This is a genomic window from Enterobacter sp. D2, assembly GCF_034427575.1.
GTDB lineage: Bacteria > Pseudomonadota > Gammaproteobacteria > Enterobacterales > Enterobacteriaceae > Enterobacter > Enterobacter cloacae_M.
In genome coordinates this window covers 89,529-103,492 of the sequence record NZ_JAXQPP010000007.1, presented here as the reverse complement: position 1 = coordinate 103,492, position 13,964 = coordinate 89,529, and the positions used below count along the sequence as shown (strand labels likewise).

The following is a 13,964-nucleotide window of genomic DNA, read 5'->3' as shown; positions in this document are numbered from 1 at the left end:
AATGAATTACGTATGTTCACTCAGAGACTTGGTATTCATTTATTGTCCGAAGACATTAAGAATCCATGTCACTTTGAGTGCCCACACAGATTGTCTGATAAATTGTTAAAGAGCAGTTGCAACGCGGCGTTAAGCTCACCGTTGCGAGGTCCCGTATATTACGTTTTCCTCATTCAGAGTCAAGCGATTATTTTTGCTTTTCTCTGCCGGCGTTCATCTCTGAACCCCGCTAACCCGGCGGCCTGTAAGCCGTTGTTCCGTGTCAGTGGAGGCGCATTATAGGGAGTTCTCAGACGTTGACAACCCCTCTTTTAAAAAAAACTTTCAACCGTCTCTTTTTTGCTCAAAACCGTGCTACAGCGCCAGTTTTTCGAGCGTTTCAAAGCCATAACGGCGTAAAACGGGTAAAAGTTGCTCAGTCTCTTTCGTGATGGCCATACAAAACGCGATATTCGCATCGGTAGATTTCGCATCCGGCGCTTCATGCTCCAGTAGCCAGGCCGTACGACGGGCGATAGCCGCGCCGGAATCCACCAGGCGCGTCCCCTCCGGCAATACCTCTAATAACTCTTCCTGTAATAGCGGGAAGTGGGTGCAGCCCAGCACAACGGTATCCGGAGGTTCGGGCATCCGCAGCCACGGACGAAGAATACGACGCAGCTCGTCGAGTGATACCGCTTTTCCATGCAGCTTCGCTTCAGCCATCTCCACCAGCTCAGCCGAACCCAGCATCGCAATCTGGCATTCGTTGGCAAAACGGTCGATCAGCTCGCGGGTATAAGGACGCTTTACCGTGCCTCGCGTTGCCAGCAAACCCACAATGCCGTTCGCCGTCAGGCGCGCGGCAGGCTTTATCGCAGGAACAACGCCCACAACCGGGAACTGGAATTTTTCACGCAGGGCGGGAAGAGAAACGGTGCTTGCCGTATTACAGGCGATGACGGCCAGCGCAAGGGGATAGCGCTTTTGTACAGCGGTGACGATTTCAACCACACGCTCAACAATAAAATCTTCGCTCTTTTCCCCATACGGGAAAGCGACGTTATCGAAGGCGTAGATGTAATGGAGATCCGGCAGGAGATGCCGAATCTCATCATAGACCGAAAGCCCACCGACGCCGGAATCAAACACCAGCACGGTGGGACGCGGATTAGAAGGTGTAGCTGCCAGACAAGGTGTATTCCCGTCCTGCAGTTTGGTAGCCATAAACTGTCTCGTAATCTTTATCGAACAGGTTGGCTATTTTACCACGAACTGTGAGATGTGAGGTGACAGGATACGAAACTGCGACATCCCACAGGCTGACACCGCCCATTTTTACTTTCTCAGACGGATAAGTACCAAAGTCAGTGTCGTAACGCGTACCGAGATAGTGATAAGTCAGGCTCCAGTCGAAATCATAGATCTGCGTGTCGAGCTGATATTTCACCTGCTGCTTAGCACGACGCTCCAGAAGTTCGTTGGTTGCGGCATTGCGGGCATCCACATAGTCGTAGCCAACAGTATGCGTCAACAGACCCGTATCAAACGATGCTGTCGCTTCCACACCTTTAATGCGCGCTTTACCGACGTTGTAATATTGCTGAAGGTTATTATCGAAGTCGATGAGATTATCGACGTCATTACGGTAGCCGGAGACGCGCCAGCTCACGCCCGCCGTCAGGCCTTCAAACGCACCTTCCCACTGCTTACTCTCTTCTGGATCAAGATGGTCATTGCCATAGAAACCATAGAGTTGACCCAGATTCGGAGCCTTATAGGCCGTACCATAAGAAGCAACGAAGCGGTAACCCTCCACGAACTCCCAGGCCGCACTACTTTGCCAGGTGCCATGGCGGCCGAACTGAGAGTTGTCATCGCTGCGAACCGCTCCTTCCAGAGTGAAGTCACCAAACTGCTGCAACCCGGTCAGGTAAACGCCGGTGTTACGCAGGTCGTAGCCGTTGGTCACGTAGTTTGTACCCGGCTCGGTGCTCTGCTTCTGCCAGTCAACGCCCGCGCCAATGTTTCCATGGCCAACATCAACGGAATTCAGCCACTGGACGTTGTACTGTTTGATTTCATCCAGGGTGGCTGTTGAATCGTAGCGGCCCAAATTTGGGTCGTAGTTATAGTCCTTGCTGTGGCTATAGCTGGTGAGCAGCTGTGAATGGAAGATGTCATCGTTGAAGCGCAATCCAGCATCCCAGGTCTGACTATAGAGCTGGCGGGTATCGACCAGTACATCGGGGGTAAATGAGCTGTAGTAACCGTCGTAGGCAGTACGGTTGCTATAGCCAAAGCCGCGAACAAATCCGCTCCACTGCTCCGAGAATGCGTGATCCACTGCACCATAGAGCGTTTTATTCATAAAGCCGTCGCGATCGGTCTGGGCAAGGCCACCATTGTTGCCGTCCGCAACCACATCAAACCCTTTGGTATAGGTGTAATCACCCGCAAGCGTGACGCGCGTGCTGTCGCCCAATGTTTGCTGAGTACTGCCGCCATAATTCTGGTAACCATGCGACCCTGCACCTGCGTTTAGCGTGGTACCGTCCTTCGCGCGAGTGGTAATAATGTTTACGACTCCGCCGATCGCGTCCGAGCCGTATACCGCCGAACGCGGTCCACGAACATATTCGATACGCTGCACCAGGGAGATCGGGAACTGGCTGAGATCGGATGACCCCGTGACGCCCGCCTGGTTAAGGCGGATCCCATCAACAAGGATCAGGACGTGGCTGGAGTTGGTGCCACGTATAAAGAGAGAAGAGAGTTGCCCCATCCCGCCACTTTGCGCCGTATCCACGCCGGGCAGGCGACGCATAACATCCAGGACTGAGGTTGATTGCCAACGGTCAATATCGGCACGCGTAACAACGGAGGTTGCAGCCAGAATAGTTTTTTCAGGTTGTTCAAAACGATTTGCCGTCACCACCAACGAGTCGGCGCTATCCTGCGCCCAGCCCGAAAATGCCGTGACGGACAACGCCGTCAACAGCGATACTTTTTTAATCATTGTTAAAGCATCCACAATATAAGAAGGATGCCGCAGGCCTCATCGATAGCACGCGATGATGAAACCAAATGCGACGTGATCCCGGCAGGTCTTCGGGCTAGGTGGCTATATAAGGATGAAGACTTCCCATTTTCACAGTGTCTACAACGCTCATCCCGCCAGACTTTACCGCTGCGCGTCAGCTCCAGATTTACACTGGATTCCCTTTTCACTCTCAGGAGACCGGAAACAGAATGCTACAATTAGACACGTATGGATGTCCAGACAGCTATTGCCCATTAAATCTGGACATCCCCTGAACAATGCCTACAATCCCCGCGTAATTCTTTATCACTCAGGACGCATCATGACCCCAGAACACCTCCCGACAGAACAGTACGACGCGCAGCTGGCAGAGAAAGTCGTCCGCCTGCAAAGTATGATGACGCCTTTCAACGCGCCCGTTCCCGAGGTGTTCCGCTCTCCCGTCAGCCACTACCGCATGCGCGCCGAATTCCGCATCTGGCACGACGGCGACGACCTGTACCACATCATTTTCGATCAGCAGACGAAATCCCGTATCCGCGTGGACAGCTTTCCGGCGGCGAGCGAGCTCATTAACCAGTTGATGACGCTGATGATGGACGGCGTACGCAACAATCCGGTACTGCGTAACAAGCTGTTCCAGATTGACTATCTGACCACGCAAAGCAATCAGGCGATTGTCTCTCTGCTGTATCACAAAGCGCTTAACGACGAGTGGCGCGAGCAGGCAGAAGCGCTGCGCGATGCGCTGCGCGCGCAGAACATCAACGTTCACCTGATTGGCCGCGCGACCAAAACCAAAATCATGCTGGATCAGGACTACATCGACGAGCGCCTGCCGGTGGCAGGTAAAGAGATGGTGTATCGTCAGGTAGAGAACAGCTTCACCCAGCCGAACGCTGCGATGAACGTGCAGATGCTGGAGTGGGCGCTGAAGGCGACGGAAGGATCAACGGGCGATCTGCTGGAGCTTTACTGCGGTAACGGCAACTTCTCGCTGGCGCTGGCGCGTAACTTCGATCGCGTGCTGGCAACGGAAATCGCAAAGCCGTCGGTGGCAGCCGCGCAGTACAACATTGCCGCCAACCATATCGACAACGTGCAGATCATTCGTATGGCCGCAGAAGAGTTCACGCAGGCCATGAACGGCGTACGCCAGTTTAACCGCCTGGAAGGGATCGATCTCAAGAGCTACCAGTGTGAGACGATTTTTGTCGACCCGCCGCGCAGTGGCCTGGACAGCGAAACCGAGAAGATGGTGCAGGCGTACCCGCGTATTTTGTACATCTCCTGTAACCCGGAGACGCTGTGCAAGAACCTCGAAACATTAGGCCAGACGCACAGGGTTGAACGTCTGGCGCTGTTCGATCAGTTCCCGTATACGCACCATATGGAGTGCGGCGTACTGCTCACGGCGAAGTAATGTGGGGCTTGTAGGGCAGGTAAGCGAAGCGCCACCTGCCAAAAAAGCCGGATGGCGCTTCGCTTATCCGGCCTACAATGACGAAACCCTTTACTCTGATAACTGGCTTTTACGGCTACGCATGCGGGAGCCAATCCAGAACACCAGCGCCACAGACAGTACGGCAGGGAAGAAGTTAGAGCCGATATCCGGATATTCCGCGCGAACCACCGTGCTATACAGCAATACGCCCAGAATAAAGCAGGCAGCGGCCAGCCCCGGTAGCCCCACCGGCATGGTGCGGTTCAGGTAACGTTGATGCAGGCAGTAAACCGTCAGCACCAGCGCAATAAGCGGGAAAATCGAAAACGGCACGATTGAGCTAAAAATAGCGGCAAACGTACCATTAATGGATAAGCCAGCGATCAATGCCAGCAACAGCGTCCCTTTATCCTGACCTGACTGTTTCATTACTCACCTTCACTCTTCGGTTTGATGTGCAAGTTTCTCTTGTTCACGGCGATACCAGTAGTACGCGCCTTTGGAGATCATCCTGAGCTGCAATACCAGCCGCTCTTCGAGCTGCTTGCGTTGTTCAATGCTGACATCCAGCGCTTCGGCACCCGCACTGAAAACAATCGTCACCATCGCCTCGGCCTGTGCTTCAGTAAACGCGCGCGGCATATGGTTTTCGAGTTCAAGATAGTCGGCAAGTTCCGCGATGAAATGCTGAATTTCACGCGCGACGGCGGCACGAAACGCCGCCGATGTGCCCGAACGCTCGCGCAGAAGCAGACGAAACGCGTTGGGGTTATTGCCGATAAATTCCATAAAGGTCGATACGGAGGTGCGGATCACGCTGCCCCCTTTGGCGATACGCTGACGCGCCTGGCGCATCAGCTGGCGCAGCATCAGGCCGCTCTCGTCGACCATGGTCAGGCCCAGTTCATCCACATCACGGAAATGACGATAGAAGGACGTTGGCGCAATCCCGGCCTCGCGTGCGACTTCGCGCAGGCTCAAACTGGCAAAACTTCGCTCAGCACTCAGTTGACTGAATGCGGCTTCCACCAGCGAACGCCGGGTTTTCTCTTTTTGTTGTGCTCTTACGCCCATCACGATAGTTGAATCCTTCCAAAGGCCTGATGGCACTATACCAGAGAATAAAATTAATCTGTTTGCCTGGCTTTGTGAATGATTGTTTACGTGCGGTTTGTGCTCCACTGCCCGAAAAAAGCACAACGATAATTGGGTTACCCTGGCAATGATGTTATGATTCTGTTGCTTTTATGTATAAGAACAGGTAAGCCTTACCATGCCACATTCCTACGATTACGACGCAATAGTTATTGGTTCCGGCCCCGGCGGCGAAGGTGCTGCTATGGGTCTGGTGAAACAGGGAGCCAGAGTAGCGGTCATCGAGCGCTACCATAATGTCGGCGGCGGTTGCACCCACTGGGGCACCATCCCTTCTAAAGCCCTCCGCCACGCCGTTAGCCGCATTATCGAATTTAACCAGAACCCTCTTTACAGCGACCACTCCCGACTTCTTCGTTCATCCTTTGCTGACATCCTGAATCATGCGGATACCGTTATTAACCAGCAGACACGCATGCGTCAGGGATTTTATGAGCGTAACCACTGTGAAATTTTGCAGGGCAATGCGCATTTTGTGGATGAACACACCCTGGCACTCGAATGCCACGACGGTTCGGTTGAAACCATCACGGCTGAAAAATTTGTTATCGCCTGCGGCTCACGCCCTTACCATCCGGCCGACGTGGACTTCTCGCACCCGCGCGTTTACGACAGCGACTCGATTCTGAGCCTGCACCATGAACCCCGCCACGTCATTATCTATGGCGCAGGGGTCATTGGTTGTGAATATGCGTCGATCTTCCGCGGAATGGACGTCAAAGTTGACCTGATCAACACCCGTGACCGCCTCCTGGCGTTCCTCGATCAGGAGATGTCGGACTCCCTCTCCTACCACTTCTGGAACAGCGGCGTGGTGATTCGCCACAACGAAGAGTACGAGAAGATTGAGGGCTGTGACGACGGGGTGATCATGCACCTGAAGTCCGGTAAGAAGCTGAAAGCAGACTGCCTGCTCTACGCCAACGGTCGTACCGGCAACACCGATTCACTGCAGCTGGAAAATATCGGGCTTGAAACCGACAGCCGCGGTCAGCTGAAGGTCAACAGCATGTATCAGACCGCCCTGCCGCACGTTTACGCAGTCGGCGACGTGATTGGCTACCCAAGCCTGGCCTCAGCCGCTTACGACCAGGGACGCATTGCCGCACAGGCGCTGGTAAAAGGCGAAGCGACGGCGCACCTGATCGAAGATATTCCGACGGGCATCTATACCATCCCGGAAATCAGTTCTGTCGGCAAAACCGAACAGCAGCTGACGTCAATGAAGGTGCCTTACGAGGTGGGTCGCGCCCAGTTTAAACATCTGGCGCGGGCGCAAATCGTGGGGATGAGCGTGGGAACGCTGAAGATACTGTTCCATCGCGAGACCAAAGAGATCCTCGGCATTCACTGCTTTGGTGAACGCGCGGCGGAAATCATTCATATCGGCCAGGCGATAATGGAGCAGAAAGGCGGTGGTAACACCATTGAGTACTTCGTTAACACCACCTTTAACTACCCGACCATGGCGGAAGCCTATCGGGTAGCTGCGCTGAACGGCTTAAACCGCCTGTTTTAACGCGCTGTCGAAATGGCCATCCATCGAACCACGGATGGCCTCTGCCAGCTGCTCATAGCGGCTGCGCAGCGGTGAACCCGGACGATACACCAGGCCGATAGTGCGACGCGGCTCCGGCTTAATGCACGGCAGATAAACCACGCCATCACGTTTACGCTCGCGCGGCACGGCCAGCGCAGGCAGCAGCGTAATACCGCTTCCCGCCGCGACCATATTACGCAGCGTTTCCAGGCTGGTTGCGCGGAAATGGGTATCTTCATCCGCACCCGCTTCAAAGCAAAAGCCCATCGCCTGATCGCGCAGGCAGTGGCCATCTTCCAGCATCAGCAGCTTTTCACCGGCCAGATCGGCCATCGGTACGCGATCGCGGTTCGCCCACGGGTGATCTTCATAGATCGCCAGCATCATCGGCTCATCGAACAGCGGCACTTCAATAAAGGCTTCACTCTCTTTCACCAGCGCCAGAATGGCGCAGTCGAGCTTGCCGCTGTCTAACTGCGCCAGCAGCTGATGGGTCTGCGCTTCATGCAGGTACATTTCGAGTTTCGGGAACGTCTGGTGCAGCATCGGAATGATGTGCGGCAACAGGTACGGGCCAACGGTTGGGATCAGGCCAATATGCAGCGGGCCGGACATCGCCTCCCCCTGCTGGCTTGCCATTTCCTTGAGCACTTTGACCTCGCGCAGCACTGTGCGCGCCTGATCCACCAGCAGCAGACCTGCCTGTGTGAACAGAACCTTACGACTGGTGCGCTCCAGCAGCATCACGCCCAGCTCGTCTTCCAGCTTGCGGATCTGACCGCTCAGCGTGGGCTGGCTGACGTGGCAGGAGTCTGCCGCGCGGCGAAAGTGACGATGCTCGGCTAACGCTACCAGGTATTCAAGATCACGAATATTCATTATTCATCCTCCGTCGCCACGATAGTTCATGGCGATAGATAGCATAGCAACGAACGATTATCCCTATCAAGCATTCTGTTGAATAATACACCACATAGACGAGGCGGCACGTGTTTGACCCTTGACGTCCCCGCTCCGTCAGCGAGTTTCTCTCAAAACTCGAACAACTAAAGCCAACGTGAACTTTTGCGGACCCCGTGGTCCGCTTTTTTTTTGCGTAAAAAAAACCCGCAGATAAAAGCAAAATGGCAACCGAAGCTGCCATTTTTCGTGTTTACCCCTTTTCCCTGGTACATTCTCATAAGCATCTCTTATCTGACGCAATGGGAATTAAATTTCGTAAATTGCCCTCATTTATTCGTTTGCTGAACCGTTTTCGCAGCAATTGACGACGGGGGTTTTACGTGGCTTTATAAGGGGAGATGACAAAATAATGTCCAGAAAATTTTCGCCTGGGCATAAACAAAAATGATGGGGTGACTGGGTTTTTATGAACGAACAATATTCCGCGTTGCGTAGTAATGTCAGTATGCTCGGCAAAGTGCTTGGAGATACCATCAAAGACGCGTTGGGGGAGAACATCCTCGACCGCGTTGAAACCATCCGCAAGCTGTCTAAATCTTCCCGTGCCGGTAACGAGGCCAGTCGTCAGGAGCTGCTCACCACCTTGCAGAACCTCTCAAACGATGAGCTGCTGCCCGTTGCACGCGCATTCAGCCAGTTCCTGAACCTGGCCAACACCGCTGAGCAATACCACAGCATTTCGCCAAATGGCGAAGCTGCCAGCAACCCGGAAGTCATTGCCCGCACCCTGCGTAAACTGAAAGACCAGCCAGACCTCAACGAAGCCACCATTAAAAAAGCGGTGGAGTCGCTTTCGCTGGAGCTGGTGCTGACCGCACACCCCACTGAAATTACCCGTCGCACCCTGATCCATAAAATGGTGGAAGTGAACAACTGTCTGAAGCAGTTGGATAACAAAGACATTGCCGACTACGAACGTAACCAGCTGATGCGCCGTCTGCGCCAGCTGATTGCCCAATCCTGGCACACCGATGAAATTCGTAAGCATCGTCCAAGCCCGGTCGACGAAGCCAAATGGGGCTTTGCGGTGGTGGAAAACAGCCTGTGGGAAGGGGTGCCTAACTACCTGCGCGAGCTGAACGAACAGCTGGAAGAGAACCTCGGCTACCGCCTGCCGGTCGACTTCGTTCCGGTCCGCTTCACCTCCTGGATGGGCGGCGACCGCGACGGCAACCCGAACGTGACCGCGGAAATCACCCGTCACGTCCTGCTGCTGAGCCGCTGGAAAGCGACCGACCTGTTCCTGAAAGACATTCAGGTGCTGATCTCCGAGCTGTCGATGGTTGAAGCGACGCCGGAACTGCGCGCGCTGGCCGGAGAAGAAGGCGCCAGCGAGCCGTACCGTTTCCTGATGAAGAAACTGCGTGGTCAGCTGATGGCCACTCAGGCCTGGCTGGAAGCGCGTCTGAAAGGTCAGCGCCTGCCAAAACCAGAAGGTCTGCTCAGCCAGAACGAACAGCTCTGGGAGCCGCTGTATGCCTGTTATAAATCCCTGCAGGCCTGCGGGATGGGCATCATCGCTAACGGCGAACTGCTCGACACCCTGCGCCGTGTGAAGTGTTTCGGCGTGCCGCTGGTGCGTATCGACGTACGTCAGGAAAGTACCCGTCATACCGAAGCCCTGGGCGAGCTGACCCGCTATCTCGGCATCGGCGACTATGAAAGCTGGTCCGAAGCCGACAAACAGGCCTTCCTGATCCGCGAGCTGAACTCGAAGCGCCCTCTGCTGCCGCGCAACTGGGAGCCAAGCAACGAAACCCGCGAAGTGCTCAACACCTGTAAAGCGATCGTAGACGCACCGAAAGGATCGGTGGCCGCCTATGTGATCTCCATGGCGAAGACCCCGTCAGATGTGCTGGGCGTTCACCTTCTGCTGAAAGAAGCGGGAATCGACTACGCTCTGCCGGTCGCCCCGCTGTTTGAGACCCTCGACGACCTGAACAACGCCAACGACGTCATGACCCAGCTGCTGAATATCGACTGGTACCGCGGCTTTATTCAGGGCAAACAGATGGTGATGATTGGCTATTCCGACTCCGCGAAAGATGCGGGCGTGATGGCGGCATCCTGGGCGCAGTATCAGGCGCAGGACGCACTGATCAAAACCTGCGAGAAAGCCGGTATTGAGCTGACCCTGTTCCACGGACGCGGTGGCTCGATTGGCCGTGGCGGCGCGCCTGCACACGCAGCGCTGCTGTCGCAGCCGCCGGGAAGCCTCAAAGGCGGCCTGCGCGTCACCGAGCAGGGCGAGATGATCCGCTTCAAGTACGGTCTGCCGGAAGTGACCATCAGCAGCCTGTCGCTCTACACCAGCGCGATCCTGGAAGCAAACCTGCTGCCGCCGCCGGAGCCGAAAGCATCCTGGTGCCATATCATGGACGAGCTGTCTGATATCTCCTGCGATCTGTACCGCGGCTACGTGCGTGAAAACAAAGATTTCGTTCCTTACTTCCGCTCGGCCACGCCTGAGCAGGAGCTGGGTAAACTGCCGCTGGGCTCACGTCCTGCAAAGCGTCGCCCGACCGGTGGCGTAGAGTCTCTGCGCGCGATCCCGTGGATCTTCGCCTGGACGCAGAACCGCCTGATGCTGCCCGCCTGGCTGGGTGCCGGTGCCGCACTGCAAAAAGTGGTGGAAGACGGTAAACAGAACGAACTGGAAACCATGTGCCGCGACTGGCCGTTCTTCTCTACCCGTCTGGGCATGCTGGAGATGGTCTTCTCGAAAGCTGACCTGTGGCTGGCGGAATACTACGACCAGCGTCTGGTGAAACCAGAGCTGTGGGCGCTAGGTAAAGAGCTCCGCGAACTGCTGGAAGGCGACATCAAAGTGGTGCTGGACATCGCCAACGACTCACATCTGATGGCGGACCTGCCGTGGATTGCCGAGTCTATTCAGCTGCGTAACATCTACACCGACCCGCTGAACGTCCTGCAGGCAGAGCTGCTGCACCGTTCGCGTCTGGCGGAAGAAGAAGGGAAAGAGCCAGATCCACGCGTTGAACAGGCGCTGATGGTGACGATTGCGGGCGTTGCTGCGGGAATGCGTAACACCGGCTAATACTCTATGCCCGGCGGCGCCGCGCTTGCCCGGACCTGTGACTGGTAGGCCGGGTAAGCGTTAGCGCCACCCGGCACATTTCGGTAGTCTTCTCATGCATTCCGATATCACCCGAATTTTGGCAGACCTGGTAAACCGCACGCTACCGCTGGGCCAGATTCATTTCTCAGCGCAGTCTGAACAGCATTCCCGAACATCTCCCTGCCTCGTCATTACCCTTGATGCCCCCTGTGAGGCGATATTTTCATCCTTTGGACATTTAACGCATCCATCGTCTAACGCCCTGAGCATACATTTCGGTAAGCAGCTGCTGACTATCGAGTTACAGCATGACAATACGCTTGTGCAGCAGCTCCAGGTTGCCCGCCGCGGTCCGCGAACTGGTGCTTTTCTTCTGCAGACGCTAACCGAATTACAGATGCAGCCGGATGAGCAAGAGACCGCGATACTGGTGGTATTAAGCTTGCTCAGCCACTGCCGGGATCTGCTTGGCAGCGATATCCACACCGCCAGCCGCAGCCGCGCCCTGTTTGAGGCCATTCGCCGCTTCATTGAAGAACATCACGCTTCGGCGTTAACCCGTGAATCCGTCGCGCAGGCGTTCTACGTCTCGCCGAACTACCTTTCCCACCTCTTTCAGAAGATTGGCAACGTGGGGTTCAACGAATATCTGACCCAAACGCGACTCGAGCACGCGCGCCAGCTGCTCAAAGGCTACGATCTTAAAATCAAAGATATCGCCGCACGCTGTGGGTTTACAGACAGCAATTACTTCTGCCGTCTCTTTCGCAAGCACACCGAACGCTCTCCTTCCGAATATCGTCGCCAGTATCACAGCGAGCTGACCGCCAAAAAATAGCATTGTGATCGCTCTCGCACTTCGCTAAGGACATTACATTTGTCCAGTATTTGGCAAAATTGGCCTGTATCCGCCCTGCTCGCCCGCGCCTTATCCTTTGTTCAACCTTTCTGACTTAAGGAAAAATAATGGAACTATACCTGGATACCGCCAACGTGGCGGAAGTTGAACGTCTGGCCCGCATCTTCCCTATTGCGGGCGTTACCACCAACCCGAGCATCATTGCCGCCAGCCGTGAATCCATCTGGGACGTGCTCCCGCGCCTGCAAAAAGCCATTGGACCGGAAGGCACGCTGTTTGCTCAAACCATGAGCCGCGATGCAGAAGGCATGGTAGCGGAGGCAAAACGTTTGAGTAACGCCGTCCCCGGCATCGTGGTGAAAATCCCGGTGACGGCTCAGGGGCTCATCGCGATTAAAGCATTGAAAAAAGAGGGTATAACCACGCTGGGGACCGCCGTTTATAGCGCGGCACAAGGTTTGCTTGCCGCGCTGGCAGGCGCGAAATATGTCGCGCCGTATGTGAACCGCGTTGACGCTCAGGGCGGTGATGGCATTCGCATGGTCCAGGAGCTGCAGTCCCTGCTGGAACTGCACGCGCCGGAAAGCAAAGTGCTGGCCGCCAGCTTCAAAACGCCGCGGCAGGCGCTGGACTGCCTGCTGGCGGGATGCGAGGCAATCACGCTTCCCTTAGACGTAGCGCAACAAATGCTCGGCACGCCAGCGGTAGAGTCAGCCATAGAGAAGTTCGAGCAGGACTGGAAAAACGCGTTTGGTAACCTCAACCTCTAAGGGAGAACTGTTATGGACCGTATCATTCAATCGCCGGGAAAATACATCCAGGGCGCTGATGTGCTTACCCGTCTCGGCGACTATCTGAAACCCCTGGCCAATCGCTGGCTGGTTGTCGGCGATAAATTTGTTCTGGGTTTTGCCGAAGAGACCCTGCGCCAGAGTTTTAAAAAAGCCGAACTGCATGCCGAAATCGCGCCGTTTGGTGGCGAATGTTCACAAAATGAAATCGATCGTCTGAAAAAGCTGGCCGACAGCGCCGACTGTCTGGCGGTGCTGGGCATTGGCGGCGGTAAAACGCTGGATACCGCCAAAGCGCTGGCCCATTTTATGGACGTTCCCGTGGCTATTGCCCCGACGATTGCCTCCACCGATGCGCCGTGCAGCGCCCTTTCCGTTATTTACTCCGACAGCGGCGAGTTCGACCGCTATCTGATGCTGCCGCACAACCCGAACATGGTTATCGTCGACACCAAAGTAGTCGCGGGGGCGCCGGCACGTCTGCTGGCCGCCGGGATTGGCGATGCGCTGGCGACCTGGTTCGAAGCACGCGCCTGCTCGCGCAGCGGCGCGACCACCATGGCTGGCGGCAAATGTACGCAGGCTGCACTCGCGCTGGCCGAGCTGTGCTACAACACGCTGATTGAAGAAGGTGAAAAGGCCATGCTTGCAGCGGAACAGCATGTGGTTACGCCGGCGCTGGAACGCATTATCGAAGCCAACACCTATCTCAGCGGCGTGGGCTTTGAAAGCGGCGGACTGGCCGCAGCGCACGCTATTCATAACGGTATGACGGCGGTACCGGACGCGCACCACTACTATCACGGTGAAAAAGTGGCGTTTGGCACGCTGACGCAGCTGGTGCTGGAAAACGCGCCGGTAGATGAAATAGAGACCGTCGCGGCGCTTTGTCACAGCGTTGGGCTGCCGATCACGCTGGCGCAGCTGAACATCAAAGAGGATATTCCGGCCAAAATGCGTCTGATCGCGGAAGCCTCCTGTGCCGAAGGGGAAACTATCCACAACATGCCCGGCGGCGTAACGCCGGATCAGGTGTATGCGGCGCTGCTGGTGGCCGACCAGTATGGACAGCGGTTCCTGCAGGAGTGGGAGTAAATAGCGTGAATAAAAA

11 protein-coding genes and 1 riboswitch are annotated in these 13,964 nt (G+C 55.6%); of the genes, 6 read left to right on the top strand and 5 right to left on the bottom strand.

The window, feature by feature from the left end; translation table 11 throughout:
• Positions 1-354: 354 nt before the first annotated feature.
• On the bottom strand, positions 355-1,206 hold the full coding sequence (gene murI / locus SPG90_RS20660; RefSeq protein ID WP_023309660.1) for a glutamate racemase: 852 nt from the start codon (positions 1,204-1,206) through the stop codon (positions 355-357).
• Positions 1,151-2,998 (bottom strand): TonB-dependent vitamin B12 receptor BtuB, encoded by a 1,848-nt coding sequence (gene btuB, locus SPG90_RS20655; RefSeq protein WP_322408295.1) that lies wholly within the window; start codon positions 2,996-2,998, stop codon positions 1,151-1,153. Before btuB ends, murI begins: the two co-directional genes overlap by 56 nt.
• Positions 2,999-3,063: 65 nt before the next feature.
• Positions 3,064-3,240: riboswitch (cobalamin riboswitch) on the bottom strand.
• A 104-nt stretch (positions 3,241-3,344) separates the two neighbouring features.
• Between btuB and trmA the strand changes: the two genes are divergently transcribed.
• Positions 3,345-4,445: a tRNA (uridine(54)-C5)-methyltransferase TrmA gene (gene trmA / locus SPG90_RS20650; RefSeq protein WP_126304435.1), complete on the top strand. Its 1,101-nt coding sequence runs from the start codon at positions 3,345-3,347 to the stop codon at positions 4,443-4,445.
• Between the two features lie 90 nt (positions 4,446-4,535).
• On the opposite strand, the gene SPG90_RS20645 is transcribed toward trmA, so the two are convergent.
• A complete protein-coding gene (locus tag SPG90_RS20645; protein WP_045355521.1) occupies positions 4,536-4,895 on the bottom strand; it encodes a YijD family membrane protein in 360 nt (119 codons plus the stop codon).
• A gap of 9 nt (positions 4,896-4,904) precedes the next feature.
• On the bottom strand, positions 4,905-5,543 hold the full coding sequence (gene fabR / locus SPG90_RS20640; protein WP_008501784.1) for an HTH-type transcriptional repressor FabR: 639 nt from the start codon (positions 5,541-5,543) through the stop codon (positions 4,905-4,907).
• 196 nt (positions 5,544-5,739) lie between these two features.
• On the opposite strand from fabR, the gene sthA reads away from it, so the two are divergent.
• Positions 5,740-7,140 carry a Si-specific NAD(P)(+) transhydrogenase gene (sthA, locus tag SPG90_RS20635; protein ID WP_008501785.1) on the top strand — a complete coding sequence of 467 codons (1,401 nt, stop codon included), beginning with the start codon at positions 5,740-5,742 and terminating at the stop codon, positions 7,138-7,140.
• Here sthA and oxyR read toward each other — a convergent pair.
• Positions 7,123-8,040 (bottom strand): DNA-binding transcriptional regulator OxyR, encoded by a 918-nt coding sequence (gene oxyR / locus SPG90_RS20630; protein ID WP_023309664.1) that lies wholly within the window; start codon positions 8,038-8,040, stop codon positions 7,123-7,125. The two genes, sthA and oxyR, sit on opposite strands and share 18 nt — an antisense overlap.
• 490 nt (positions 8,041-8,530) lie before the next feature.
• Between oxyR and ppc the strand changes: the two genes are divergently transcribed.
• From ppc to gldA, 4 genes are all read left to right on the top strand, one after another.
• On the top strand, positions 8,531-11,182 hold the full coding sequence (ppc, locus tag SPG90_RS20625; protein WP_023309665.1) for a phosphoenolpyruvate carboxylase: 2,652 nt from the start codon (positions 8,531-8,533) through the stop codon (positions 11,180-11,182).
• A 94-nt stretch (positions 11,183-11,276) separates the two neighbouring features.
• Positions 11,277-12,041, top strand: a complete 765-nt coding sequence (locus tag SPG90_RS20620) for a helix-turn-helix transcriptional regulator (protein WP_045404254.1) — start codon at positions 11,277-11,279, stop codon at positions 12,039-12,041.
• Between the two features lie 128 nt (positions 12,042-12,169).
• Positions 12,170-12,832, top strand: a complete 663-nt coding sequence (gene fsa, locus SPG90_RS20615) for a fructose-6-phosphate aldolase (RefSeq protein WP_045404253.1) — start codon at positions 12,170-12,172, stop codon at positions 12,830-12,832.
• Positions 12,833-12,844: 12 nt separating this feature from the next.
• Positions 12,845-13,948 (top strand): bifunctional L-1,2-propanediol dehydrogenase/glycerol dehydrogenase, encoded by a 1,104-nt coding sequence (gldA, locus tag SPG90_RS20610; RefSeq protein ID WP_059446024.1) that lies wholly within the window; start codon positions 12,845-12,847, stop codon positions 13,946-13,948.
• The last annotated feature ends 16 nt before the right edge of the window (positions 13,949-13,964 follow it).